25 protein-coding genes and 2 pseudogenes are annotated in these 25,435 nt (G+C 43.4%); 17 read left to right on the top strand and 10 right to left on the bottom strand.

Annotated features, from left to right (window positions below):
* Positions 1-10: 10 nt before the first annotated feature.
* The 5 genes from AU255_RS14905 to AU255_RS14885 are packed head-to-tail and all read left to right on the top strand — an operon-like array spanning position 11 to position 3,602.
* Positions 11-505, top strand: coding sequence for a hypothetical protein (locus tag AU255_RS14905; RefSeq protein ID WP_332889065.1), 495 nt, complete (start codon positions 11-13; stop codon positions 503-505).
* Positions 502-885: a hypothetical protein gene (locus AU255_RS14900; RefSeq protein WP_233144697.1), complete on the top strand. Its 384-nt coding sequence runs from the start codon at positions 502-504 to the stop codon at positions 883-885. The genes AU255_RS14905 and AU255_RS14900 overlap by 4 nt, the downstream gene beginning before the upstream one ends.
* Before the next feature lie 9 nt (positions 886-894).
* On the top strand, positions 895-1,866 hold the full coding sequence (locus AU255_RS14895; protein WP_080523729.1) for a DUF364 domain-containing protein: 972 nt from the start codon (positions 895-897) through the stop codon (positions 1,864-1,866).
* A gap of 30 nt (positions 1,867-1,896) precedes the next feature.
* Positions 1,897-2,322 (top strand): hypothetical protein, encoded by a 426-nt coding sequence (locus AU255_RS14890; protein ID WP_080523728.1) that lies wholly within the window; start codon positions 1,897-1,899, stop codon positions 2,320-2,322.
* 2 nt (positions 2,323-2,324) lie between these two features.
* Complete coding sequence (locus AU255_RS14885; RefSeq protein WP_080523727.1) at positions 2,325-3,602, top strand: (Fe-S)-binding protein; 1,278 nt, start codon at positions 2,325-2,327, stop codon at positions 3,600-3,602.
* A gap of 340 nt (positions 3,603-3,942) precedes the next feature.
* Here the strand turns inward: AU255_RS14885 and modC are convergent, their stop codons facing one another.
* The 4 genes from modC to AU255_RS14865 all read right to left on the bottom strand — a co-directional run bounded on the left by modC (position 3,943) and on the right by AU255_RS14865 (position 6,784).
* Complete coding sequence (gene modC, locus AU255_RS14880; protein WP_080523726.1) at positions 3,943-5,034, bottom strand: molybdenum ABC transporter ATP-binding protein; 1,092 nt, start codon at positions 5,032-5,034, stop codon at positions 3,943-3,945.
* Positions 5,035-5,037: 3 nt separating this feature from the next.
* Positions 5,038-5,709 carry a molybdate ABC transporter permease subunit gene (gene modB, locus AU255_RS14875; RefSeq protein WP_080523725.1) on the bottom strand — a complete coding sequence of 224 codons (672 nt, stop codon included), beginning with the start codon at positions 5,707-5,709 and terminating at the stop codon, positions 5,038-5,040.
* 17 nt (positions 5,710-5,726) lie between these two features.
* On the bottom strand, positions 5,727-6,491 hold the full coding sequence (gene modA / locus AU255_RS14870) for a molybdate ABC transporter substrate-binding protein (protein WP_080523724.1): 765 nt from the start codon (positions 6,489-6,491) through the stop codon (positions 5,727-5,729).
* A 74-nt stretch (positions 6,492-6,565) separates the two neighbouring features.
* Positions 6,566-6,784 (bottom strand): Nif11-like leader peptide family natural product precursor, encoded by a 219-nt coding sequence (locus tag AU255_RS14865; RefSeq protein WP_080523723.1) that lies wholly within the window; start codon positions 6,782-6,784, stop codon positions 6,566-6,568.
* 492 nt (positions 6,785-7,276) lie between these two features.
* On the opposite strand from AU255_RS14865, the pseudogene tnpA reads away from it, so the two are divergent.
* Together tnpA and AU255_RS14855 are read left to right on the top strand one after the other, a co-directional pair.
* Positions 7,277-7,705 (top strand): annotated as a pseudogene (gene tnpA / locus AU255_RS14860) (IS200/IS605 family transposase).
* Between the two features lie 287 nt (positions 7,706-7,992).
* Entirely contained in the window at positions 7,993-8,181 is a 189-nt protein-coding gene (locus AU255_RS14855; protein ID WP_143735988.1) for a hypothetical protein, read from the top strand.
* A gap of 286 nt (positions 8,182-8,467) precedes the next feature.
* On the opposite strand, the gene AU255_RS14850 is transcribed toward AU255_RS14855, so the two are convergent.
* Together AU255_RS14850 and AU255_RS14845 are read right to left on the bottom strand one after the other, a co-directional pair.
* Positions 8,468-9,454 carry a 2Fe-2S iron-sulfur cluster-binding protein gene (locus AU255_RS14850; protein WP_080523721.1) on the bottom strand — a complete coding sequence of 329 codons (987 nt, stop codon included), beginning with the start codon at positions 9,452-9,454 and terminating at the stop codon, positions 8,468-8,470.
* A gap of 16 nt (positions 9,455-9,470) precedes the next feature.
* The gene (locus tag AU255_RS14845) at positions 9,471-9,851 is read right to left on the bottom strand and encodes a group I truncated hemoglobin (protein ID WP_080523720.1); all 381 of its coding nucleotides are present in this window, start codon (positions 9,849-9,851) and stop codon (positions 9,471-9,473) included.
* An 823-nt stretch (positions 9,852-10,674) separates the two neighbouring features.
* On the opposite strand from AU255_RS14845, the pseudogene AU255_RS14840 reads away from it, so the two are divergent.
* The 3 genes and pseudogenes from AU255_RS14840 to AU255_RS14830 all read left to right on the top strand — a co-directional run bounded on the left by AU255_RS14840 (position 10,675) and on the right by AU255_RS14830 (position 11,875).
* Positions 10,675-11,163, top strand: a pseudogene (locus AU255_RS14840) (REP-associated tyrosine transposase).
* 145 nt (positions 11,164-11,308) lie between these two features.
* Positions 11,309-11,575, top strand: a complete 267-nt coding sequence (locus AU255_RS14835; protein ID WP_080523718.1) for an ABC transporter permease subunit — start codon at positions 11,309-11,311, stop codon at positions 11,573-11,575.
* Between the two features lie 126 nt (positions 11,576-11,701).
* Positions 11,702-11,875, top strand: coding sequence for a transposase (locus AU255_RS14830; protein ID WP_080523717.1), 174 nt, complete (start codon positions 11,702-11,704; stop codon positions 11,873-11,875).
* Between the two features lie 1,055 nt (positions 11,876-12,930).
* Here the strand turns inward: AU255_RS14830 and AU255_RS14820 are convergent.
* Together AU255_RS14820 and AU255_RS14815 are read right to left on the bottom strand one after the other, a co-directional pair.
* Positions 12,931-14,262 carry a hypothetical protein gene (locus AU255_RS14820; RefSeq protein ID WP_143735987.1) on the bottom strand — a complete coding sequence of 444 codons (1,332 nt, stop codon included), beginning with the start codon at positions 14,260-14,262 and terminating at the stop codon, positions 12,931-12,933.
* A 580-nt stretch (positions 14,263-14,842) separates the two neighbouring features.
* Positions 14,843-15,085: a hypothetical protein gene (locus tag AU255_RS14815; protein WP_143735986.1), complete on the bottom strand. Its 243-nt coding sequence runs from the start codon at positions 15,083-15,085 to the stop codon at positions 14,843-14,845.
* 876 nt (positions 15,086-15,961) lie between these two features.
* Here AU255_RS14815 and AU255_RS14805 point away from each other — a divergent pair.
* Positions 15,962-17,026, top strand: a complete 1,065-nt coding sequence (locus tag AU255_RS14805) for an alpha/beta fold hydrolase (RefSeq protein WP_080523712.1) — start codon at positions 15,962-15,964, stop codon at positions 17,024-17,026.
* Positions 17,027-17,108: 82 nt separating this feature from the next.
* On the opposite strand, the gene AU255_RS14800 is transcribed toward AU255_RS14805, so the two are convergent.
* Positions 17,109-19,268 (bottom strand): NHL repeat-containing protein, encoded by a 2,160-nt coding sequence (locus AU255_RS14800; RefSeq protein WP_080523711.1) that lies wholly within the window; start codon positions 19,266-19,268, stop codon positions 17,109-17,111.
* A gap of 546 nt (positions 19,269-19,814) precedes the next feature.
* On the opposite strand from AU255_RS14800, the gene AU255_RS14795 reads away from it, so the two are divergent.
* The 6 genes from AU255_RS14795 to ltrA all read left to right on the top strand — a co-directional run bounded on the left by AU255_RS14795 (position 19,815) and on the right by ltrA (position 24,573).
* Entirely contained in the window at positions 19,815-20,114 is a 300-nt protein-coding gene (locus AU255_RS14795; protein WP_198942655.1) for an REP-associated tyrosine transposase, read from the top strand.
* A 75-nt stretch (positions 20,115-20,189) separates the two neighbouring features.
* A complete protein-coding gene (locus AU255_RS19865) occupies positions 20,190-20,579 on the top strand; it encodes an REP-associated tyrosine transposase (RefSeq protein ID WP_198942654.1) in 390 nt (129 codons plus the stop codon).
* A 132-nt stretch (positions 20,580-20,711) separates the two neighbouring features.
* Positions 20,712-20,852 (top strand): hypothetical protein, encoded by a 141-nt coding sequence (locus AU255_RS20160; RefSeq protein ID WP_158083144.1) that lies wholly within the window; start codon positions 20,712-20,714, stop codon positions 20,850-20,852.
* Positions 20,853-20,952: 100 nt separating this feature from the next.
* Positions 20,953-21,771, top strand: a complete 819-nt coding sequence (locus AU255_RS14785) for a class I SAM-dependent methyltransferase (protein ID WP_080523710.1) — start codon at positions 20,953-20,955, stop codon at positions 21,769-21,771.
* Positions 21,772-22,155: 384 nt separating this feature from the next.
* On the top strand, positions 22,156-22,311 hold the full coding sequence (locus AU255_RS20455; protein WP_198942653.1) for a hypothetical protein: 156 nt from the start codon (positions 22,156-22,158) through the stop codon (positions 22,309-22,311).
* Between the two features lie 948 nt (positions 22,312-23,259).
* Positions 23,260-24,573: a group II intron reverse transcriptase/maturase gene (gene ltrA / locus AU255_RS14775; protein WP_080523708.1), complete on the top strand. Its 1,314-nt coding sequence runs from the start codon at positions 23,260-23,262 to the stop codon at positions 24,571-24,573.
* A gap of 162 nt (positions 24,574-24,735) precedes the next feature.
* Here ltrA and AU255_RS14770 read toward each other — a convergent pair whose 3' ends face one another.
* Positions 24,736-25,191, bottom strand: a complete 456-nt coding sequence (locus AU255_RS14770; protein ID WP_080523231.1) for an RrF2 family transcriptional regulator — start codon at positions 25,189-25,191, stop codon at positions 24,736-24,738.
* Between the last annotated feature and the right edge of the window lie 244 nt (positions 25,192-25,435).

Here is a 25,435-nt window from a genome sequence, read left to right as displayed (position 1 = left end):
CATGGCGGGTATGGGGTTAATCGATGAGGCAGTCATGTTTAGCCCAAATATGCCTGAATCAGTGAATGCATTACTTCAGTCTGCTGTTATTGCAAGCAGAAATGATAAGGTAAAAGCTGAAGCCTTGTTTATGCAAGCGTTCGATCTTGATTCACACTGTTTACAAAGTTATTTCGCCCTGTATAAATTTTATTTTTATCAGGCCCGTCTTAAGGAGTCTGAACATTTTATTATCGCAGGTCTTGAAGAAGCGGCCAGGCAGGGCGGTTTTCCGTCAGATTTTCATCGTTTATATCGTGAACAGTCGAAATGGGATTTGTATGCGAATGAAGCAACGTTGTTTTATTTATATACGTTAAAGGCACTCGCATTTATAAAACTTCGCTTAGATCAAAAAACGCAGGCGCATACTATTTTAGATATTATGCTGGAACTGGATCCTGAAGATCGCTCCGGGGCTTCAGTGATCATGGATCTGGCTAAAGGATTGAAGGAGGATAAGTGAACAGGGAAATTGAAGTACAAAATCAATTTAAAAAATACCAGGCACTTGGAAATCAGATTTGTCAGGAAATGCTAGGTGCTATCTTTAAACTTGGTTTTTCTTTTGATGATATTGCTGGCTGTCTTGTTTTTGATGGCGCCCAATTTTCTCTCACTAAAGATCCATATACTGCTGAAGAAAATCTGACCGGCTGTTGGTACGATGCACATAAGCAACGCATCGGGCAGATTCAGTTTAATAGTGATGCTTCCTTTTATGCGGAATACGACATTGTTAAGCCGCACCCAACCAGCAAGCAATGGTTTGTCGAAGCAATGAGCGCCTGGGGGAATGCCGATGGCATCAAAACGGAAGCTAAATTATTACCCGCTTTGGAATAGCCGATCATTATGGAAGATCCCAAGCGAATTTATGAATGTTTATTAGATTATTGCAGTAGTACAAAAATAATAGAACGTGTCAGTATCGGTTTAGTCTGGACAGTCTGCCAGACGCTTCAACATGAAGCCTTGCATTCCGGGCTGTCCATGACGCCTGTAGCCCCGACACGCACACTAAAATGGCCGGGAACACTTGCAGGTAAACCGCTAAAAGATGTCGCTCAAGGAATAATGCAATGGGAGCCCTACCAGGCAACAACGGCAATGGCAGCAATTAATTGCAGTATTAATCAGGGTTCAGACCTGCCCGAATGTGAGTTATTGACAGCGCAAAAAGGCTCGGCTAATTTAACAGTCTTTGAATATTTTTTACCGTTAATCCAGAATCAGAAAGTGGTTGTTATTGGCCATTACCCCGGGATTGAGCATTATATTGAGCAATATGGCTGGCAGGTTTTAGAACGTACACCTGTGACTGGTGACCTGCCTGATCCCGCCTGTGAATTTTTATTACCTGATGCAGACTGGATTTTCTTATCGGCAAGCAGTTTAGCCAATAAGACTTTTCCTCGCTTAGCTGAACTTTCACAGTCTGCTAAAACGGTATTAATGGGACCTACAGTGCCCTGGTTAGCTGAGTTGTATCAATTTGGTATTGATTATTTAGCAGGTGTAGAAGTGGTTGATCCACAGGCTTTATATCAAACCGCCGCTGAAGGCGGGGGTGTGCGTATTTTTGAAACAGGCGTTAGATATAAAGTTCTGGCTTTAACTGAAGAAAATAATTTACTTTGGTTCAAGAAAAAAATCGCAGCGACCTACACAAGAAAACAAACACTTTCGCAAGCGATGGATCAATGGTACAGCCAGGGAAATAATAAGCGTTTTCCTCAATATGCTGAATTACATGACACGAATCATCAGCTATCGCTTTTAGATAGCGGATATAAAACACTTTTTGATCAACAACAATCAACCTAGGCATTTTTGTGTCTTTAAACACTCACGCATATGGAAAATAATTCCCACCTCATTATTAGTTACAAGGGTGATATCAGTGCACTAGTCCTATTTTGCCAGCAACAAGAGGGCGATATCTGTTTTCCACCTTTACCCAAACTTTCCAGTATCGTTGAAGAACAAGACCGGGTTATGCAATCGATCGACCTATATCCAACACAGCTTATTAAAAAATTAAATGTACAACTGGATTTGGACGATGATTTACTGGTTGCAGAGCCTGGTTTTTACGAACAGGTTGAAACGCCGAAAGGGATAGTGACGGTGTATATGGCGCGCTTTAAGTTACTTGATCCTCCTCATGAATTGATGTTGCAAAGGCACTGTAAAATGCAGAATTTAACCGCGTTAAGAGGTGGCTCTCCCACTGAGATGGCCTTATTACGCAAAGCGTATAGTTATTTTATGGGTGATTAATAATGTATGAGCTAATGGATTTTGACCAGAGTGCCGGAACCTACATACCACCCTCAGGGCCTATTATTCCCGATGCAATGGACTGTATGCGTTGTGGCATGTGTTTAAGTTCATGTCCCACTTATCAACTTACTCAAGATGAACAAGAAGGTCCCCGGCAGCGTGTACGCACTTTAAGTCGTTTACTGGTTGGTCAAGAAACATTAAGTAACGAGGCTGTAGAGCATTTACAGAACTGTCTGCAGTGCCGTGCCTGTGAAGCCGTATGCCCCAGTAAAATGGATTATGGTGAACTATTTGACCAGGCACAGTTGCAGTTAGCAAGCCCGGAAACCAGGCATTTCTATGGGCGTATAGCCTTGAATCTGGTGGCTAAAAAGCGGTGGTTTAAGAGCGTACTGCCACTGGTGAAATTTTTCCAGCTCAGCGGTTTGCAAGCCTTATCGAGAAAACTGGGGATATTAGCGTTAATAGGCTTAAGCCGTGCCGATAATATTGCCCCCGTGCCTACTTTAAAGTGTTTAAAGCCAAACTATCCAGTAGCGGAAAAGCGAGGTGTCGTTGCTTTATTTAGTGGTTGTCTCTCTGATCATTTCGACCGTCAAACCTTAAACGACGCCATTCAGGTATTAAATGCCCTGGGCTATGAAGTGTTGGTTCCTGAGCGACAAAGCTGTTGCGGGGCTATGCATCTGCATAACGGCGAAGCAGAAAACGCAAAACAATTGATGCGTCATAACCTTAAGGTTTTTAATGCCTTATCGATGCAGGCTGTTATTTATTGCGCGACTGGCTGTGGCAGTCAATTGCAGGAATATCAGCATATTTTAGCGAATGATGAGCAAGAGTTGCTTGCTTTTCAAAGTAAATTGCAGGAAGTGAGCGAATTTATTAATCATAACTGGCCCGCAAATCTGGCATTAGAGCCTTGTGCCAAAGAGGTTCTGGTGCATGAGCCCTGTAGCCAGCGCAATGTCTTAAAAAACCAGTCTGCAGTGTATGCCATGTTAAGCAGAATACCTGAACTTGACGTGCGCGAACTTGCTGAAAATAACTTATGTTGCGGGGCGGCGGGTAGCTATATGTTAACCCACCCGGAAAATGCTGATGCACTGCGTTATTTAAAGTGGCAGCAAGTTGAGAGCAGAGGTGCGGACTATTTAGTAACCTCTAATATTGGTTGTGCTTTACAGCTAAAGACCGTTGCGCAAAGCAATACCCGTATCGAAATTATACATCCCGTCAGTTTGCTTGCCAGACAGATAAATAGAAAGATATAGGTCGTAGAGTATTAGTAATGGGCACGGGATAAAGCCCCTTTGCTTATCCTAAGACGGTTGCTTAAGTTTACCTGATTTTTGCCCATAACTCTCAGCTATATTCGTCATTCCTGCATGCTTTAAGCAGGAATCTCGTGGGGTAAGCAAAGATTCCCGATAAAGCTTGTGCCCACGCTTGACTGGGTAGACTTCGGGAATGACGAGACTCTTAATATACTGATATTTTGAATTTTATTTTAATATGGCTGTGAGTTGTACGTAATCAGGTAAGTTTAAGTCGTTAGCTTACAAAGTAAGTGTGAACATAGGCAACAGAGATATTTGCTCTGTATCACGACTTTCAGTCAATAATCGCAGCAGATTTAATCTGCGCAGAGACTGATTTGCCCACTGAAAGATCTAATGCATGGGCTGACCGGCTGGTTAACCGACAGAGTAAAATGGATTCTCCGACTTGAATTCTGGCGAGTGTTATTGCTGGATGTTCACCTGTTACCAGCTCATTGATGACCGCAGGTAATACATTGACAATACTACTTTTGGTTTGTGATTCTGTTTGCTCCAGCTCCAGAGTCAGACTGACATCGCGAGCAAGCACACGCAAACGCACTGAGCGGCCTATGGCAAAGCCCATATCTCTCATCCACAAACTGCCGCCAGGAAATTCGGCGCGCGCAAGATGCCATTGCTGATCACGTTCTGCAATAAAGGCTTTAAGCACGACACCGCTTTCCTCATTAAGCTGTATAGGTAGATCCAGGCGTGACAAGGTTTCGGTAAGTGAACCACTCGCAATCGCTTTGCCTTCTGTCATAACAACAAGGTGGTCGGCTAGACGTGCCATTTCATCGGCTGAATGCGTGACATACACAATGGGAATTTTTAGCTGGTCACGTAAGCGTTCCAGGAAGGGTAAAATCTCTTTTTTACGTGCCATGTCGAGTGCGGCGAGTGGCTCGTCCATAAGTAAAATACGAGGGTTAACCGCCAATGCGCGCGCAATAGCGACTCTTTGTCGTTCGCCGCCAGAAAGCCTGGCAGGTTTACGCTCTAATAAATGTCCAATGCCTAATAATTCAATGGAATGTTCCAGAGATGACGTTGAATTAGCCCCCGATACGCGCTGCATTCCATATTTCAAATTACCCAGTACGCTTAGATGCGGGAATAAACTGGCTTCTTGAAAGACATACCCTAGCGGACGCTTGTGGGTGGGTATAAACAGCCCGTTATTTTGCCAAACTTCACCGTTTATGCAAAGATGTCCGGCTGCTCGCTCAAGCCCCGCGATACATCTTAACAGGGTGGTTTTACCTGAGCCGGAGTGACCGAATAAAGCACTAACGCCATGGGAAGGAAGCGTAAGATCAACATCTAAAGAAAATTTATTGAAATCCAGCTTAAAGCAGGCGCTGATATTTTCGGTGCTCATATGCTAATCTTTCTTGTGCGGATTTATGGTATATAAGGCCAGCAATACCAAAAATGAGAAGCCCAGCATTAAGCCAGATAACTCATGCGCCTGGGTATATTCCATGGCCTCTACATAGTCATAAATCTGTACAGAAATAACACGCGTTACACCAGGAATATTACCGCCAATCATTAATACCACACCAAATTCACCAACGGTATGAGCAAAACCAAGAACCGTAGCGGTAAAAAATCCGGGCAAAGCTAAAGGAATAACGATAGTAAAAAAACGATCCCACGGTCCGGCACGCAAAGTCGCCGCGGCTTCTAAAGGGCCTTCACCAATGGCTTCAAAAGCATTTTGAATGGGCTGTACGACAAAAGGCAGGGAATAGAACACTGACGCAATAACAAGACCTGCAAAGGTAAAGGGTAAAGTGCCCAGGCCCAGGAATTGGGTAAGCTGACCTACTGGCCCATTTGGCCCCATACTCATTAATAAATAGAAGCCGAGGACGGAGGAAGGCAATACGATTGGTAAGGCAACAATCGCACCAATCACGCCTTTTAATCGTGATCTGGTTCGTGCCAGCCACCAGGCTATTGGCGTACCGATAAGCAGCAGCAGGCAGGTAACAATCGTCGCTAGTTTAAAAGTTAGAAAAATCGCAGTCAGATTGTCGGGGCTCAACATAACATTATGGGTTAATTCTACAGATGATAGCCATAGGATTTAATAATGTCAGTGGCTTTAGCTGATTTCAGGTAATCCATTAAAGTAGTCGCGGCAATATTATCTTTACCAGTAGTCAGGAGTACCGCATCCTGGCGTATAGGTTTATGTAACACAGCAGGCACAATCCACGCGGAACCTTTCGTTATTTTACCATGATCCATCACTTGTGAGAGTGCTACAAAGCCTAATTCTGCATTGCCTGTCGAGATAAATTGATAAGCCTGAGAAATATTTTCACCTTGAATTAATTTATTTTGCAGTTTAGACCAGACGCCTAGATTTTCCATTACTTCTTGAGCAGCAACACCATACGGAGCTAATTTTGGGTTAGCCATGGCTATATGCTGAAAGGAATTTTGTTGTAATATTTTGGCTTTGGCATCTATAAAATCGGGCTTGGCAGACCATAAAACGAGAGTGCCAAGCGCATAGGTGAAACGAGTCCCGGCAACAGCCATTCCGTCTTGTTCTAATTTTTCTGGTTTAAGAGAATCGGCTGATAGAAAAACCTGGAATGGTGCGCCATTTATAATTTGGGCAAACGCTTTGCCGGAAGAAGTGTAGGAAATTTGCGTCTTGTACCCCGTGTCTTGTTCAAACGCGCTGACAATCGCTTTCATTGGCGCAGTGAAATTAGATGCAACAGCGACACTGACACTGACAGATTCCGCAGCAGCAAAAGAACTCATTATGAGTGTAACGCTAGCAACTAATAGCGGAAGTAAACGATGACGGTTCATTTTTCTTTGCTCCTAAATGATGGGTACGTGAGAGCGGGGTACAGCAATCGGCAGCCGTACCCCGCTCTTTTCGACTAAACTCTCAGTAATGCTTTAACTAATCTTTCAGATAGCTGGTCTTCAGTAAATTGAGGTTCATTGGGTGGATACAATGAATTCTCATCAAACTCAAAACCATGTTCTTTAGCCAGTGCAAATAATTCTTTCATTTTTAAGCACTCTTTTAACTTCACCGCTATTTCAGGGTTGGCTTTTGCCATTGCTGAAAACTCTTTAATTGGAACGATTGACATTTACGCAGTCCTCTTCTTGTTGATAAAAATGGGTTTCAACAAAGGTAATAGCAAATATCGAACCAAAAAAAAGAGGGTGGGTATTTTGTTGGAAAATAAACTAAAAATAGCCAATAAATAGCCTATATATATCCATAAACTATTGAAACTATTAATTAATAATGATGCGGTCTTTTATGTCGGTAGTGCGACATAACACCGACAAAGCGGAGCTAAAACAGCCTGGTTTTTGTTGCAAATAAAACAATTTAGAATAAACACTACAGAAATAACGGTTATTTGTATTATCCACAAAACCGTGAAGCGGAGTAGCGTCACCCAACAAGTGACAAGCATTTATGATCATTATATTTTATATTCAGCTACTTCTAATTTCTAATCAGTAAACCCCCAGCTCTGCTGGGGGACTAGTAAAGTTTGACAATTACGGGAATCATCGTGAGTCTCCCTACCTGTGAACCGCCTAAAGTACAATAGATAAGGAAACAAACGATGAATACAGCAAATAGTTTAAATCATACAAAATGGGAATGTAAGTATCATATAGTTTGGATACACAAACATAGAAAGAAGAGTCTCTACAAGGATTTGAGGAAATATATTGGTACTACTCTAAAAGATTTAGCACTTCAAAATGAATGTAAAATTGAATAAAGGCATTTAATGCCAGATCATGTTCATATTTTAATCTCGATTCCTCCCAAATATTCAGTGTCACAGGTTGTTGGATTTATTAAAGGGAAAAGTGCTATATCGATTGCTCGAACCTATATGGGGAGAAGAAAGAATTTTACAGGGCAGAGTTTCTGGGCAAGAGGTTACTATGTTTCCACAGTGGGCAGAGATGAGGAAACGGTGAGAAATTATATTAAGCATCAAGAAGATGAGGATAAGCGAATAGACCAACTCGATTTATTTTAAGACACTGCCACCTTTAGGTGGTAAATGAATTAACCCGCTTCGAGCGGTTTACGATTACAAGCCTCCGGCTGTACCGGAGGTATTTGACTATAAAAAGTTGAATATTCTGCTTTATATTCTGAGCAGACTGAATATGCTGATTATGAAATAGTGGTCAATATTGACAAGCTATCAGATATTGAAACAAGCGCATAACTAGTGCATCAAATCGTTCGCAATCTCTCACTCGGACCGACATACAGCGGCGGCCGTTTATGTTACACGTTATGCTAAAAAGAACAGATATAATGAATAACATCGAAAATAGAATCAACGCCTCATTAGCTAAAGGAGCTGAGTATTTAGCAATGGGTGAAATTGCAGCTAATACCGGCTTAAGAGTGTGCAGAAATAATATGAGCAACTTTTGTAGGATGGGCAAAGGTCTTTTTCGTGCCCATCTTTATATAGTACAGCCATCAGTCTATCTGGGGTAGCTTGTTAGTCAATCACCTCGTAACAATGCAAATTTCGATAGCATAACTTTTAAAGTTAAAAGTGAATGAAAAATATATGTTTTTCCACAAAATTCGTATTCAATTGAGGTTTCTAGGATAAAGGTAAAACAGGTACTAACTTCAACCCTAACACTATTACTGATGGTTGTGAAAAGTACGAAAATGCGTTAATGCAAGACCTGACGATGTTCATTTCAGCTTTTCCCAAATATTGAGATTAACGGGGTTGGTTATAAATGACGAAAAAAATCAGATGATATACCCGTTAATTTAAGGAATTCGAAGCAACATGAAAAGCATCAGCATAAATATCCGATAAAGAAGCGCCCTTTAAAAAAGCCTGTCGCTTGGTATTATTCACCATATCAGGATGTCCACATAAGTAGACTCGCCAACCTTTCAAGTCAGGTAACTGACTGAAAGCCACTTCATTAGCTCGACCTGAAAATAGATGCTCAGGTGGCTCGCCACTGGAAATACAGGGGCGGTAATGAAAGTTACTATGAGCTTCAGCCAATGCCTGCATTTCTTCTACCCAGTACAAACCATTCAAATCACGGCTGCCGTGATACAAATAGATGTCACCGGTATGGCCTTGATGTAAAGCCTCGTTAATAATACCTGCTAACGGTGCCAGCCCGCTGCCTGTACCGATCAGTAATAAAGGTGACTCTGGTTTATCGGGCAGGTAGTAACATAAGCCCTGCGGCTCTGAAACGGCTAGGCGATCTCCTAATCTTAATTCCTCGTGTGCCCAGCCACTAAAGCGACCACCTGCCAGGCGACGAATATGAAAACTTAACTGCTTGCTATGTATACGATTATTAGCAATCGAATAGCTACGCATCAAGCCGTCATTCCGCTGTAAATTAACAAATTGCCCTGCATAATAATCCAGTGCTTCATCAAGGTCGAGAGTTAATAACAGCGTTTCGGCATTAAGAGTTTGCATGGCACTCACCGTGCCATGCGTTATGAACTCAGCATGATGACTGTAAGCAATACGCATAGCTTTTTGTGGGTAACAAAGACAGGCGAGAAAGTAGTTTTGTTTTTTTAAACCGTCTTTCAATCCATGCTGTGCTGCAGTTGAAGGGGGAGAATCCAAACTGCGCAACAAACAACTTTGACACACGCCTTGACGACAGCTGTGAGAAATATCAATTTGTTCACGTAATAAAGCATCAAGCAAAGATTCATCTGGTTGACACAAAATTAGCTGCTCACCTAATTGTATTTTTTGCCTCGTCATCACACTTGCCCAATTATTAACGATTTAATACGTCAGCGCGGGTACTTTCTGCAATGGCAGCGACCTGCTCAATCAATGCTTGTGGTACATTCAGTTCCTGTAGTGTTATTGCTAAATCTTCTACCACAGCATCAAAATGAGTGTCATCTAAGCCCATTTTGACAAATTTAGCATGTGCAGTACGCATATCAGTACCACTATAGTCATTTGGACCACCGAATGCCATGGTTAAAAAGGCTTTTTGTTTAGCTGCTTGCTGCTCCATGTCGGTGCTATCAAAGAAACGATTAATCCTATGGTCTGCTAATACCCGACGATAAAAAATATCCACGGCGGCATTAACCGCTGCTTCGCCACCTATTTGCTCAAATAAAGATCTGCTTGCTGTATTACTCATTAAAGTCACCTACCTAAATTTTTTAATATTATGCAAAAACTGCAACATTAGTATAGAATCGATATTGCGCTTTTTCAACATAAATATTATAAAAGATACTTAATGATACTGCAAACTCATTTATCAACGAGTGAAATAGGTTAGGTCATGTATAAACGCATGATTGCAAGACATGAATATCCCACTGGAATTTTCAAGTTATTTTTCTAAATCAACTCATAAGCTTGACTACATAGACAAATAAGTTACATAAGGTCTGTAAACCATAAGGATCGGTTGATATAAACTAATTTAAATTGGTTTATATCAACCGATCTCGAATAGCCATCCCGCGCTGAAAATCCTGGAGTGTGCGGAGCCTAAGCGAAGTGAAGATTTTTAGTCCGTCATAGCGATAGGGCTGGGTGTTATCTCGGAACGTCTTTTTGTGTAGAGAAAATACAAGGCTTTCCGACATCGCGTCAAGTCGTTTGAGGTAGCCAAATGAAAATCCATTTAGGGTTTTTATAGATGGATGTAGGGTGAATCAGGACAACGTAGTTTTTAATCAGTCCCGTTAAGCTTTTGCCGCGTTGTGGGCAGAATGCCCAAAATATGCTTTCGTAAGCGTAGGGACTCTCCGCATGCACATCTATTTCCTAGATGCATATTGCTATACAAAAATAGCCCGGTAGGGTGGGCAGGTTTTTTTGCCCAGCTTTTTTATCGGCCAATGCTGGGCAAACGGTAACGCTGTTTGCCCACCCTACGTTGAATATGGGAGGACGATGTTATGTCGAATTAGCACCGTGCAGATACACCGGGGGCTTGTTATTTCTTTACTGTGGTGACATTTTGATGACGGAATATTTTAATCAATGATGATTCTCGCGTCTGGTTACGCAATACACGAAAACGCTATCCATTTACAATTGATGCCTGGGTATTGTTGCCCGATCATCTTCATTGTATTTGGACCTTACCAGAAAATGATAACGATTTTTCGGTACGCTGGAATGGTATCAAAAGACAATTTACAAAGTCTGCAAAGGATAGCTTACACAAACCTGAATGGGTGAATGCCTCGAAACAAAAACATCGGGAAGGCACCATTTGGCAAAGACGTTTTTGGGAGCATCAAATCCGTGATGAAAATGATTACCAACGTCATATAAATTATATTCATTACAACCCGGTTAAGCACGGTCTGGTAAAAGCTGTGAGTGAATGGCCATATTCGACATTTCATCGCTATGTCAATCAGGGAATATACCCGGCGAATTGGGGTGGCAACAATTTAATTCAAGACGATGATATGAATTATGGTGAGTAGGGTGGGCAGGTTTTTTGCCCACCTTTTTTATCGACCAATGGTGGGCAAACGGTAAGGGCAACGTGTAGGATGGGCAAAGGTCTTTTTCGTGCCCATCTTTATGTAACACAGCCATCAGTCTATCTGGGATAGCTCACAAATTATAATGCCCAACTCAAAACCGGTGATCGCTACGTCTGCGATTATTGTGTTTCTGGGTATGTGGAATCAGTATCTATGGCCGATTCTGGTCATCCAGGGCCAGGAATACCGACCTGTTATACCAGGTATCCAGCAATTTTTTGGTCATACCAATTCCTGGGGCGAAATCATGGCGTACGCTACTTTAATTACATTACCGGTATTACTCGTTTTTATTTTCTTCCAGAGACGCATTGTTGAGTCTGTCGTTTCTTCAGGAATCAAAGGATAGATAATTAATTACTATATAAACGCTAAATACAAAGGATGAGCGGTGCATAAATTCGATTCTTTTCCTGACGCATTTATTTGGTAACTTGACCAATTGTAATCTGAAGGCTGTTTTACCATCCCTGCTATGACCGGGTTTAGTTCAATATTAAAACAGGTTAAGCTGGATCTCCGCTATCGCTATTTATTAACTATTGGCGGAATTGGCCCCATTCTGGCCCTGACCATCATGCTGGAGACCGGTAAAATTGAACGATTTCAAAAAGTAGGCAACTTTACTTCCCGCGAATTCAAGCAATAAATACTTATCCTGGGCATTTGTTGAAGCGGCCAATTTTGCGATCCGTTTTAACGACCAGGCGAAACGCTTTTATCAGCGTAAAATGACCAAACGCAATCGTGTGGTTGCCATCAAAGCAATTGCACACAAGTTAGCAAGGGCAAGTTATTATGTGATGCGGGATCAGGTTCCTTTTGATTCTGCCAAGTTATTTACTTAAAGGTTAGGGTTGAGCGGTTGAACCAGAATTGGGGTTGGCTAAAAACCACTTACTCTGATTGGCAGATCGCTCAACCGACTAAAAACGTTTTGTACACGGCAAAGTACAGACTGATACGCCCAAGCCTTGAACCACGAAGGGTCTGGTCCGTTTCGACGGAGAACCACAAGCTCTGTTGGCATTGATGCCATTGAACAAGGTTTGGCACCGATACAATCGGGGACTTAAAAAAGCCAGGGGCGCAGAAATCCTTCCCCTAGGGAAGCCCTGCAGCCTTGATCCTGATGGGTGACTGGAGCGCATCGGTAGATGGCGCTAACCACCAAACGAGAAGACGGGTGCGTAAGCTGGGTAATTGCCAGGACAAAACGAAACAAAACAAGGGAAGAATAAGCAAATAGACGAGTAAGGCACAAATTGATTTAAATGGATAACCTATGGACTTGTGGACGCGTTCTGTGGATCGGCCCGAGCAGAGACGTGTGGATAAACCATGGACAGCATCCATGCTGCCCACAGCTTACCCACACTCTCGGGCCTCGCGACACACGAAGTCCACAGGTTCAATAACAGGATGAATGGTTTTAAAAACAAAAACGGAATAAGGTTGTGCAAAAAAATCCAGACTTTGCTTGAAGGATTTTTTTGGCCTATTGACAACGGCAGGCTAATGGGTGACCTCAGTTATTCCTTTCCTGAGGCGGATAGCAAAATTCACCAGGTAGGCAGAGTTTAAGGCCGCCACCAATCATTGAAATATATAACAAATCAATTGCTTATAATCAGTTGATATCATCCAACAGATTAATGTGTCACTGGTAGCGGTATCAAACTCTACCCTTTGTTCAGTGTAAAATCATTCATTTTCCCCGCACAAAGTATTATTAATATCGCATTGAGGTGTAATGTGAGCATCTCGTTGTTCCTGGTTAAGGTTGTAAATCTCCTGGTTTGTCTGTGAATTGATAGAATCGCAACCACAGACCTGACTGGCACAGCAACTGCATCCAGCGAGTGCTTCGACCAGTAAGATTTGATCCATACCGCTCATCTTTGAGATACCATCGCAAGCTTTACCTAACAGTTGAATTTGATCGCTGGCTGAAGGGTTGAAATTGTCACCTTGTCCTATCCCCAAAGTCGTACACAGCGTCGCATCACAACTATAGCCAACTTGTGTATCGGAAATGACTGTACTGTTGTCATAGGATGAACAGACTTTGGAACATATGGCTTCGTCTGGATTGATTATAGAATTGCTGTCGTCATAAAGTTCGCAACCTTTGCTACCCGGTAGGTCAGGTACACAGGCTCCATCGGGTATTTCTATAGGTCCACCATTAGGGTTATAGGCAGCCGACCAGACATTTTTAGAATGCCTTTTTCTAGTGTTAGCCATGGATTTAGACAGGGCATTGGTAGGTGGGTCATTGGCATCACAATTCTGGTCTGACTGACCAATTTGAAAAGGGCCATCGTAAACAGGACATTTACATTCCATCAAATTTCGTCCCTGAGCATCTTTTTCTCCTGTGGTATAACAGGGAGCTGTCATACATCCAGCATATAAGGCAGCATTTTTTCTTTTGCAGGACGTTGACGTATTACCTGAAGCAATATCTTGGGGCGACTGATAGTTTTGGATGAAAATGGGTGAAAACACGGAAATGGCATCTGCACCGGGTACCAGTAGATTCACATTGATCGCATCGCACACTGGAGGAACAATATCACCAGAAGCGCATTTCAAGCCATCTTTCCCGCAGACTTCGATGGTTTGTTGGTAAATGTCCAGATTTGATATCGCATTGATATCTACATAATAAGGTATCTTCGGGGATATGAGTTCTGTCGATAATTCGTAACAAGTACAATTTGCTACGACACCATCGCGTGAAAGTGTGCACGGTAGCGAAGGGTTATCTGGGTCATTTCCAGTGGGTTGGTCTGGTCCTGAGTAATAGCAAAGAGCATAAGAAAACTGTCTGCCGCCTGGAGGAAGACAGGCCAGAAAATTAGATTTTTCCAGCCAAATATTGGCGTAGGCTGGTCCAAAACGAGTGGTATCAGTGTCATTAAAAGAATAAACGTCGCTAATTTTGATACCGCGAAGAATATCTTTACTATAACGTTTACCATAGTTGCTGATATTTTTAGCAGAATTTCCAGCTTTATATGTTTTATCCATCGCCACTAGATCATTAGTGAATGTCAGCATCAGGGTCACGGATACTAGAAAATAAAAAGAAGAAGGTATATTCCAACAATTTAATAGTTTAATTTTCATGTTAATTTTCCTCAGGGTAGTGTATTAATTTTTATGTTTCTATAGATAAATCATCCTATTTTTTGTAAAGGTTAAATATTTAAGTGGATAGAGCGTTTAAATTTGTTTAGCTGATAACGACAATAAACTGGGTGCTCTCTTTATTTTAAAATAACCTGATTACGTACAACCTACAGTCATATTAAAAAATATTTTAAAATATCAGTATGTTAAGAGTCCCGTCATTCCCGAAGTCTACCCAGTCAAGCGTGGGCACAAGCTTTATCGGGAATCTTTGCTTACCCCACGAGATTCCTGCTAAAAACATGCAGGAATGACGAATATAGCTTAGAGTTATGGGTAATCAAATAAAATAATAACTCACTGCTCATCAGCGCACCGTAGATTGCCCTCAGACTCGGCAGCAGGAAAGCGGTTGCACAACTCCGAATTCCATTGTCAAGTGTAGCAGTTGCCATCAATTTTTTGGGCTTGTAGGAGCCTAATGTTTATTTACCAGAACAATGATTTCTGAAGGGCCTACATCTCTAATCTCTATATACTGTATGCCAGCAGCGTTTCTTTTTATCGTTTTTGAACTCCCTGTATTATTACCTCCAGAATAGTTAACGGTTCCTGCTTCCTCGGTATTGGCAACAGTAGTCATGTAACTGCCATCCGGATTTAGAGAGGCATCCACCAGAATGTCGGCTCCCCGCTTTTGACGGCCATGGGGATTTAGCACAATGACAATCTCCTCGTCATGCAATATACGTGAACAGGCAATTATTTCGCCGCCTGGGTACACATCGAAGGCCCTGCCCAAATAGCCCGGTAGGGTGGGCAGGTTTTTTTTGCCCACCTTTTTTTATCGACCAATGGTGGGCAAACGGTAAGGCTGTTTGCCCACCCTACGTTGGATGAGAGGACGTTATATTGAACTCAACCCGGTCCAGAGCAGGGATGGTAAAATAGCCGTCAGACTACAGCTGGTCAAGTTACCCAATAAATGCGTTAGAAAAAGAATCGAATTTATGTACCGCTCATCCTTTGTATTTAGCGCTAGCAAGTGAACCCGAAAAGAGGCGGGAAAATGACTGCGAACTATTTAAATATCAAGTCGAAGGAAAATTATTAGACGATATTCGATTTGCGGCAAAAAAAGGCATGATGCTCGGAAATGAAAGGTTTACAGCGGAAATTAAGAGCTTAACAGGGCACTGGATGACAGCAAAAAAAATGGGCAGACCTGTGGGTTGGCGAAAGGAAAAAGTAAATAAATAATTTAAGTTAATCTGACCCAGTTACCTGTGAAGTGCAAGATGGTTGCATCAATATCTACTTAATGGAAGAGAAAATAGCTAACCAAAAATTTCAAATAATATATTAAGGAAATAAGAGAGGGGCAGCTTATAATGCTTCTACCAGTGAGACATTTAAGTGCAAAGGCGATATCACTCGAGTCTAACCCTTTCGATTGCTCTTTCGATGGGTGAATTCAAGTTACCAGTTATTCGAAGCCAGTGCCGAGCTTGCGATGGGGAGATTATTTCATTGCTGCATGGTATAGGGAATCCACTTAATCACTTGTTCGGCAGCTTAAAGAGAGAGGAGGTTAGTCATGGGGAAATGGACGCTTTGGCTCCTGATCGCGCTGGGCCTTTTGGTTAACCATATCGCCGGACCACTCCTTGGCCAAAATGTTTGGAGCGCAAGAACCACGACCATTGGGACAGTCCCACCTCGTTTAGCGAAACAAGAGCGCCCGATGGCAAATATTTGTAAGTTCGATACTTCGGGACATAAAGTCAGCATCGTCACGGTTGAGCCGGGCGTCCAACTTGAGGTCCTGGATTGGGGCGGCATAGGCGAAACTTTGGTTTTGCTCGCTGGACTTGGAGACAACGTGCACGTATTCGATGAGTTTGCATACCAGTTCAACGATCGTTTCCATGTCATCGGCATTACGCGTCGAGGTTTCGGGCGCTCAAGCCAGCCTGTATACGGCTATGACATTGAAACGAGGGCGCGCGACGACATTGCTGTCCTCGACAAGATGAACATACGCGAGGCCATATTTGTTGGGCACTCCATTGCCGGAACGGAACTGAACGAGATTGGTGCAGTCTATCCGGATCGCGTCAAGAAGCTTGTCTACCTGGATGCATTAGATCTAGGGGCTGGTGGGTGGGCAGCACTCCCTCAACCGCCACCGTCCCCACCGGATACTGCCGCAGACCTGGAGTCGGTGCGACGTTTTGCCGCAGCCAATGCGCGCTTCAACGGATATCGAGCGCCGCTCGCAGCGATATGTAATTCAATCCGAACCGGTCCATCAGGAAGGGTCGTTGCAGCGATTACGCCTCCTGAAATTTCGCGCAAGATAATTGCTGGTTTACAAGAGGCTCAGTACGACCGCATCCAGGCTCCCGCGCTTGGCATTTTCAATGCCATAACACCTGATTACCGTCTTCCCTATTACTGGTATCTGGACCGTGCCACGCAAGAGAAATTCGATCGCGACATCAAACCGCTTGCGGAGTGGATAGCAGGAGCAATCCAGCGCTTCCGCACTGGCGTTCAGAACTCGCGAGTCATCAAACTACATGACACTAACCACTACGTATTCATCGTAGATGAAGCTTTGGTGGTTCGAGAAATGCGTAAGTTCTTGCTAGAAAAATGAATATTGTCGATGTGGCGTTAATCAGTATTCGAGTCTTACCTCATTGATTTAGAAAACCAGGTCAGTTTTTGGTTTATTTAATTCATGGTTGCTGGACTGGCCCTAGTAATGGTGTTTTAACAGGTGCAGCGAGTCCTATAAACACGACAATTTCATGTCCTCCAGGATTTTCCTGACCGGGAGGAAGCAAGCCAATTTCTTCATAATTATTGACTGCCCAGACATTACCTGAAGTATCAATTTGGATGCCTGTTACGCGTTTCAAGGCATCGCTGATATAACCAGTATCTAGTGAAAAAGGTTCACCCGTATGCACACCCGGCGGACAGTTTTGCTCTTTTACACCACATAAATGCATAATTCGCTTACCTGCAAAGTTAGCAACCCAGACATTGTCATTCCCATCGACAGCAATACCCCAGGGCCAGCGCAAACCATCTCGCGGCATATCAGCAGTTTTCCCGAAAGTAGTTACCTCACGAGTCTCACCAAGATGACGAATCAGCGTTACCGCAGCGGCGCTATTTTTCGAACCATCAGAGCCAATAACATGATCCTCAGAAAGAATGGCAGGGCAAGGTGGGTTAGGTAGTCCTGCATCGGAAAACCAGAGATTACCCTCACTATCTGCAGCAATTCCCATCGGTCGTTTAATATTGTCCCCCGAGATATACTCGCCTACTTTTATACCATTATGATCCAGCTCAAGCACATTGCTGGTTCCGTTACCTGTCACCCAGACATGCCTCTGGTGATCTATTGCAACATCAAAGGGTTTGCCAAATTCTTCAGCTGGAAATGGGTAATTCTCGACCCTGTCAGGATCACCCTGTGGAAAGCGAGTGATACTACTCAGCATTCGGCTAGTTCCAGGAATTGGCCGACTGGAGCAGTTTGCAACCCAAATATTACCAGCCAGATCTGAAATGATACCTTGCGGCTGTAGTAAATTACCCGATCCATCATAACCATAACCGCCAGGCACATTGTTTTGCGGATCACCATCTGGAAGTGAAAGCCTTGTTCCATCCGAACTGAATTTGGATACACTGACAGCCAGTAATTCAGGATCTTCAGTGCAGTTAGGCGTCTTAAAACCGAAGCTAGATATCCATGCGTTATTCTCCGGCCCTACGGCAATGCCGAAACCTGCGCCGTACAGTCCGCCTGAGTTTAACCCACTGCCATCAGTAGTACCGTAAGGTGATCCTGGTGCATTGCTACCGGTGGGTGTTAATTTGTAAACTTTAGTACTGCCACAGAGAGGGGGTTCTGGTGTTTGTTTATCACTGAACTGAAAATTATTATTTATCCAGGCATTACCCTTTGCATCAAATGCAATGTTCCCGGGACCACTTAATTGACCATCCGCTTTATAACGAACTGCCAATACCCAGGCATTCGGTTTAACACCATTTACTTTTGGAACATCTGGCTTCAGATCGGGACGAAGCGCTGGCTGATATTGTGTTGATAACAATGACACAATAAAGCGTTCTACCACTTGTGACCCGGGGGACTTGGCTATAATAGTCATCGCTGCAAAGGTATTTTCTGGTTCTGGAGCCAGTGGGGGTTTTGCAGCGCTGAATAAAGCAGCACAATTTTTCGTATGTTGTACACAGGCATCCAGCATATTGGCCAGCGAATTAAAAATCTGCAGGGTAAAAGTAAACTTGCCATTAGGTTCTGATTTGAGTAATTCTGTAACTTCGCCGTTACTCAAATCAGCCAATTTTTGTGCAGTACCGGCCGCATTTTTCAATCCCGGATTTTTGCCGCTGATGCTTTTTCCATCAGTATACTGCGCCATAGCGTAGGCTGTAGCAACAGTACTGAGTGGGGTAATATAAACTTTCTCTGGAATGTTTGAAGTATCCAGAACCGCAGCCAGCTTAACTGGATTATGAGCTACCCCTCTTTTTTGCCCTTCTGCTATCAGGTAAAGCACACGACCTGATTTATGCTTATTCTTATGACGTAACAGCTTTTGTAATTTTGAATGCGATTTATAGTGGATCTCGTAATATCCATGTTCATCTGTCGTCGCTTTACTCAGGAGCACGCCCATACTGACCCCCGCGAGGTATAAACTTACATCAGCATTAGCAATGGGGGTGTTACCACTAAGAACATAACCCGAAATATGCTTTAACGCCTTATCATGCGCATACACATTTGAGCCCAAAAAGAAACTTAATACTAAGTAAATAAATAGATTTCTAAAACGTCTGTAAGGCATTATGGACTCCTCAAGAAAGATTTAATCTAACACTGTTTTTATACCGAATTGTAAAGCATATTTTTTTATAAAAGTCTAGCCCAGTTTTCAATATTAAGCAAATTGAGCAATGTTTGAATATCTGGAATAACTGGGCTCAGGGAATAACTGAATTTTAGCTACAAACGTACGAGGGACACTTTGGAAAGGTCGGTTTAAATCCTGCCTGGTGCAAGAACAAAATTACCTTTTACACTTTTATCGTAATATTGAACTCAACCCGGTCAGAGCAGGAATGGTAAAACGGCCGTCAGATTATAGCTGGTCAAGTTACCCAATAAATGCGTTAGGAAAAGAATCGACTTTATGTACCGCTCATCCTTTGTATTTAGCATTAGAGACTGTGAAAGTATTATGCGTAGATTGGGGTAAAGCATGAACCCCAACACTGAGGCTAGGTAAGCTCGGTAGGGTGGGCAGGCTTTTTTGCCCACCGTGTTTATCGGTAAATGGTGGGCAAACGGTAAAGCTGTTTGCCCACCCTACGTTGGATGAGAGGACGTCGTTATGTCGAATTACCGCCGTGCGGATACACCGGGGGCTTGTTATTTTTTTACTGTGGTGACATTTCGACGAAGGAATATTTTAACCGATGAGGGTTTTCGTGTCTGCTTACGCAATGCGCTAAGCAATACACGAAAACGCTATCCTTTTACAATTGAAGCCTGGGTATTGTTGCCCGATCATCTTCATTGTATTTGGACATTGCCGGAAAATGATAACGATTTTTCGGTACGCTGCAGCCCGGTAGGGTGGGCAGGCTTTTTTGCCCACCTTGTGTATCGGCAAAAGGTGGGCAAACGGTAAAGCTGTTTGCCCACCCTACGTTGGATGAGAGGACGTTGTTATGTCGAATTACCGTCGTGCGGATACACCGGGGGCTTGATATTTCTTTACTGTGGTGACATTTCGACGACGGAATATTTTACCGATGAGGATTCTCGTGCCTGGTTACGCAATGCGCTAGGCAATACACGAAAATGCTATCCATTTACAATTGATACCTGGGTAATGATGACCAACCATGTGCATCTGCTGTGTACGCCGAAAGCCCATAATGCAGTTAGTTTAATGATGCAATCACTGGGCAGTCAGTATGTACGCTATTTCAATTTTAGCTATAAACGAACCGGGTCGCTTTGGGAAGGTCGGTTTAAATCCTGCCTGGTGCAAGAAGACAATTTCCTTTTACACCTTTATCGTTATATTGAACTCAACCCGGTCAGAGCGGGGATGGTAAAACAGCCGTCAGATTACAGTTGGTCAAGTTAACCAATATATGCGTTAAGAAAAGAATCGTCTTTATGTACCGCTCATCCTTTGTAGTTAGCGTTAGCGAGTGAACCCTAAAAGAGACGAGAAAATTACCGTGCATTATTTAAATATCCAGTCGAAGGACAATTATTGGACGATATTCGAATTGCGGCAAAAAAAGGCATGGAGCTCGGAAATGAACAGTTTACAGCGGAAATTGAGCGCTTAACAGGGCGCAGGATGACAGCAAAAAAATGGGCAGACCTGTGGGTTGGCGGAAGGAAAAATTAAATAAATAATTTAAGTTTACTCTGAGCACTACAGACAGCCGTTATCTGTTGTGCTATAAATAAATTCATAAACATAACCTAAAATATTACGAGTCAGTTTTATGAGTCAACATGAAATAGCCAAAGCTAAAGCGGTAGCGACCTACAACACAGCAGCCGATTATTTCGATCATCCTGTCAGTTCTTTCTGGCATTGCTTTGGACGGCAAACCATTGAACGTATTGCTTTACGCCCCGGGGAATCTGTTTTGGATGTGTGTTCAGGCAGTGGTGGCTCTGCATTACCTGCCGCCGAGCAAGTTGGCCCGCATGGTAAAGTTATTGCTGCTGATCTTGCAGAACGTTTGATTGCGTTAGCGGAAGCCAAAGCCAGGGTTAAAAAACTCGAAAATATAGAATTTCGTGTTGCGGACATGCTTGATTTGGGATATCCAGATAGCAGTTTTGATGCAGTGGTTTGTGTGTTCGGCATCTTCTTCGTACCGGATATGACTGCAGCAGTTAAGGAGCTATGGCGTATGGTTAAACCCGGTGGCCGATTGGCAATTACTACTTGGGGGCCTGATCTTTTTGAGCCAGCCGATACTATTTTCTGGGATGCTATCGGCAACGTACGCGTAGATCTTCAGCGGAGCTTTAATCCGTGGGATCGCATTTCAAAACCATCTGGGTTAGGTGAATTATTCGTAAAAGCGGGTATAGATACTCATGATATTCAAGCGGTAAGTGGTATGCATTCTTTGAATTCAGCTGATGACTGGTGGGCAATTGCTATGGGTAGTGGCTATCGCGGAACGCTTGCGCAACTAGACGCTGAAACGTTTGAACAAGTGCGGAATGCCAATTTATCCTGTCTTTATCGAGAGCAGGTTAAGTCGATTAAGACAAATGTAGTTTATGCGGTTGCCACAAAACGGTGACAATTAATTAGACATTAAATGTCTTTTTGAGTTTGAAACTAGCGCGCTATCATGCCAGTTGCACCGTCAAATGGATGCGATATCCGCATCCATCAGGCCGTCTACTAAGCAATATCAGTTGTAGGTTGATTCTGCCGCTAGTCCTTCAATGCTGACTTAGAACGGCTCCAAACTTTGTTTTGTTCGTTGATCAGTTGTGACACCACACTTGTTGGATGTAAGTCTATTCCACCTTTTACAATACAGGCTAAAGATCTGCGCCCCATTTTAAGATGCATACCTTATTTCGTGCACGCTCCTAAGTTCCATTTCGATTACCGCCGTTTCTGCTGGCGCCACTGTAGCATATCCAGAAGGCTATCGTAACTGGCTGCATGTCAAAGTATGTTGATCAAACCCGGTCATACGCTCGAAAATCCTTTTCAGGGGCTGCATCATATATATGCCAATAAATTAGCTGAAAAAGGCTTAAAAAAAGATAAAGTTGAGCATCTACAAATTGATTCGGTTTGGTCATTGAACGTAATGGTGACCATGTGAAGGCGTTAACGCCACAATATCCGGCAAGATATTTTTGTTATATGTTAATGGGATATGTTTCTTCCCAGTGTTCCAAACACTTTGACAAATTCCCCTTCAGTTTTGGAATATAAGTTGACCTTGCACGGCATCGGCAGCATCTTTGCGTGATTGCCAACGGATAATGCCATCGGCAATTTAATTTATGTTGCCGAGCGAGTGCGGGTACAGATTGCTTTGGGCACCAAAGAGCGGCAGGATAATCCGCTGCAGCGTTGGCTTTCGATTGAGACGCGTATCCAACACCTGCGGTGTGACTGGCATGATAGTCAGCTAGCTGGTGGAAATCCGGCCTTTGCCCTGTGAGAAGGGAAAAAGTAGGCGAAAGCAAGGGTGTCCAAAGAAACTCCCGGTAGCTACCCAACAGGGAAACACGGTTATTGGGAGCCAATGCGGAATCTGAAGGAAGCTCTAGCCAAATCGATCACCTAAACGAAAGTGAACCTTCGTAAGGCGGCAACAAGGGGATAAGGTGCCCGCGACCACCGAAGTCCAATATTCTCACCGTAACGTGTTGTTGTATTGAAGGTAGGTAGATCGAGAGATAGTTGACTATCTTACCCAGTGAAGAGCCGTCGGCTTTGGGTCGGAGTAACTGCGACTCCTTAAGCCCTAAGCGCTACAGTAATGTAGACGTTATGAACCGAGGGTTTTCAGATGAAGCCATAGTAATCGTAAAGTTTGGTGCCGATGAATTCATGGTGACATGAAGGAGGGTAAAACATCAAATCAGCAACAGGACGTTGGAGGTGAAGGGCGGAACACGTAAGCGGCCATGGCCGTTGATTATAAACTGATGGACTGAGATCAGCCTAACAGGAACAACCCTCTATTCGCGTCGTAAACAGTGAACGAATCGGTTGTGCGAGATTGAAGAAAGCCCATTGCAAAAGAAAGAAAAAAAGTGAAATGAACGAACACGACCTATTAATAGAGGAACCCAGACTTTTCGACCAGTTATGCTCAACCTTATACTTGGGCGTCGCTTTTAAACAGGTAAAGAAAAACAAAGGTAAACCCGGCATAGACGGAATAACCATTGCAGACTTTGAAACTCGTTTAGACGAAGAGCTAAGTCAGTTGCAAGAGGAACTCGCAAACTGGACTTATCAACCCTCGCCAGTCCGTCGAGTAGAAATAGCCAAGCCGGGAGGCAAAGGTGTACGACTACTCGGCATACCGACGGTACGGGATCGAGTGGTACAAACAATATTAAAGCTACTGCTGGAACCGGTCTTTGATCCGCATTTTTCACCGCACAGCTATGGATTTCGCCCAGGGCGAAGCCAGCACGAAGCGGTACAAGCGGCACAACAGATAGTGAACAGTGGCAAGCCCTACGTGGTGGATATAGATCTATCCAAGTTTTTTGATAGAATCCATCACGACAGGCTGATAGCCCGAATGGGCGAGAAAATATCCGACAAACGGATACTTCGCCTAGTCGGAAACATGTTGCGTAGCGGCGTCATGATCAATGGCATCGTCAACCCCAGCAAGGAAGGCGCAATGCAAGGGGGCTCACTCAGTCCCTTGCTGAGCAATATCGTTCTGGATGAACTGGATCAGGAATTGGAAAAACGTGGACTGGAATTTTGCAGGTACGCGGACGACTGTAATATCTTCGTAAAATCGCAAAAAGCGGCAGATCGAGTGATGGAAAAAGTCAGCCAATTCATCGAAAAGAAGCTGAAACTGAAAGTGAATCAGGAGAAAAGCCAGGTGGCTAAATCCGATGCGGTAAAGTTTTTAGGTTTTACCGTGGTTAAGGGGACAATTGCCATTGCGCATAAAGCCCTGCAAACAGCCATGAGTAAAATCGAAGCACTGACACCGCGAGGTACACATCAGACTCTGGATACATCACTGGACGAGATCAATCAATGGTATGTGGGCTGGTCAAATTACTACAGTTTGACTTACTACCCCTCACAATTGAATAAAATCGAAGCCCATATCAGGCGACGACTACGATCACGAATAGTCGATCAACAAAAGAGAAAACAGCATCTATATCGAAAACTGGCCAAACGGGGCGTACCACGAAAACAAGCATCAAAAGCCGTCTTTTCAAACAACAAACGGTGGCAACTCTCCAATGCGCGAGCAGTGACGAGGGCTTATCCGAACAGTTGGTTTATAAATCTGAAAGGGCAGGAAATACGATCCGACCGAAAGTTAGAGCATTGGTTTGAAGTTTCTCAATGGATACGTCTTGCGTGAGGAGCCGTGTACGGACCCGTACGCACGGTTCTGTGGGCAGACGGGAGCTGCGGCTCCCTCTGACCCGATAAGCCTATCGAACCCGGAATTTACCCGCATGAGTTAGCGGGTGTTGAACGACGTATCCAGCAGATTATTGTCTCGAACAAGGGCGAGAACGATTTATCTGTCTTGGGGTTTGTCGGTGGGGAGTGAAGGTAAATTTATGTTGCCACCTAAGCTGGCGGCATCTGCTAAAGTATATTTGTCCAATACCGCCATAAATGCCCGCTGCGCTTCGTATAGCGAGGCTTTGAGAAAACAGTTGCGGATCAGGAGGCAGTTGTTATTAGGTGTGTCGAAACACTCGACCAGATTCATATTTGCTTCGGTCTGCCGCACGACGTCGCCAACACCGATGGTAAAAGCAGGTCTGGCCAGCTGGATGCCGCCACCTTTGCCACGGGTCGAGATAATGAAGCCTTGGTTAGTCAAGCTATTTGCTACTTTTACCAAGTGATTGCGTGAAATTTGATGATAGTCGGCGATTTCGGCAATGGTTGCCATTCCCGGCTCCGGCAAGCGGGCAAGATAAATTAATAAGCGCAATGAAAGATCCGTGAATTGGGTAAGCTGCATTTTGATACTCCTTTAAATTTGCATGTTTTTGTTTGACTCTAAAAAGCATGATATAGGGGTTGACGATTTTATAATCAAGCAATAAGATGCATTTCAGATATATATTAAATTTCGGTGTATGGGTTTATATAGCATTAATCGATTACTTAAGACATATCTTAAATACTTTTTATACTATTTGGAGCAAAAATGTCACAACAAGATTCTTTATACGAACAAATAGGCGGTGAAGCCGCTGTTAATG

The organism is Methyloprofundus sedimenti, from assembly GCF_002072955.1.
Lineage (GTDB): Bacteria > Pseudomonadota > Gammaproteobacteria > Methylococcales > Methylomonadaceae > Methyloprofundus > Methyloprofundus sedimenti.
This window is presented reverse-complemented; position numbering and strand designations above follow the sequence as displayed.

Bases quoted from the DNA above. Each gene is read 5' to 3' on its own strand.
- AU255_RS14905 (WP_332889065.1), top strand. From the start codon at position 11: ATGGGGTTAATCGATGAGGCAGTCATGTTTAGCCCAAATATGCCTGAA.
- AU255_RS14895 (WP_080523729.1), top strand. From the start codon at position 895: ATGGAAGATCCCAAGCGAATTTATGAATGTTTATTAGATTATTGCAGT.
- AU255_RS14890 (WP_080523728.1), top strand. From the start codon at position 1,897: ATGGAAAATAATTCCCACCTCATTATTAGTTACAAGGGTGATATCAGT.
- AU255_RS14885 (WP_080523727.1), top strand. From the start codon at position 2,325: ATGTATGAGCTAATGGATTTTGACCAGAGTGCCGGAACCTACATACCA.
- modC (WP_080523726.1), bottom strand. From the start codon at position 5,034: ATGAGCACCGAAAATATCAGCGCCTGCTTTAAGCTGGATTTCAATAAA.
- modB (WP_080523725.1), bottom strand. From the start codon at position 5,709: ATGTTGAGCCCCGACAATCTGACTGCGATTTTTCTAACTTTTAAACTA.
- modA (WP_080523724.1), bottom strand. From the start codon at position 6,491: ATGAACCGTCATCGTTTACTTCCGCTATTAGTTGCTAGCGTTACACTC.
- AU255_RS14865 (WP_080523723.1), bottom strand. From the start codon at position 6,784: ATGTCAATCGTTCCAATTAAAGAGTTTTCAGCAATGGCAAAAGCCAAC.
- AU255_RS14855 (WP_143735988.1), top strand. From the start codon at position 7,993: ATGAATAACATCGAAAATAGAATCAACGCCTCATTAGCTAAAGGAGCT.
- AU255_RS14850 (WP_080523721.1), bottom strand. From the start codon at position 9,454: ATGACGAGGCAAAAAATACAATTAGGTGAGCAGCTAATTTTGTGTCAA.
- AU255_RS14845 (WP_080523720.1), bottom strand. From the start codon at position 9,851: ATGAGTAATACAGCAAGCAGATCTTTATTTGAGCAAATAGGTGGCGAA.
- AU255_RS14835 (WP_080523718.1), top strand. From the start codon at position 11,309: ATGCCCAACTCAAAACCGGTGATCGCTACGTCTGCGATTATTGTGTTT.
- AU255_RS14830 (WP_080523717.1), top strand. From the start codon at position 11,702: ATGACCGGGTTTAGTTCAATATTAAAACAGGTTAAGCTGGATCTCCGC.
- AU255_RS14820 (WP_143735987.1), bottom strand. From the start codon at position 14,262: ATGGATAAAACATATAAAGCTGGAAATTCTGCTAAAAATATCAGCAAC.
- AU255_RS14805 (WP_080523712.1), top strand. From the start codon at position 15,962: ATGGGGAAATGGACGCTTTGGCTCCTGATCGCGCTGGGCCTTTTGGTT.
- AU255_RS14800 (WP_080523711.1), bottom strand. From the start codon at position 19,268: ATGCCTTACAGACGTTTTAGAAATCTATTTATTTACTTAGTATTAAGT.
- AU255_RS14795 (WP_198942655.1), top strand. From the start codon at position 19,815: ATGTCGAATTACCGCCGTGCGGATACACCGGGGGCTTGTTATTTTTTT.
- AU255_RS14785 (WP_080523710.1), top strand. From the start codon at position 20,953: ATGAGTCAACATGAAATAGCCAAAGCTAAAGCGGTAGCGACCTACAAC.
- AU255_RS20455 (WP_198942653.1), top strand. From the start codon at position 22,156: ATGTTGATCAAACCCGGTCATACGCTCGAAAATCCTTTTCAGGGGCTG.
- ltrA (WP_080523708.1), top strand. From the start codon at position 23,260: ATGAACGAACACGACCTATTAATAGAGGAACCCAGACTTTTCGACCAG.
- AU255_RS14770 (WP_080523231.1), bottom strand. From the start codon at position 25,191: ATGCAGCTTACCCAATTCACGGATCTTTCATTGCGCTTATTAATTTAT.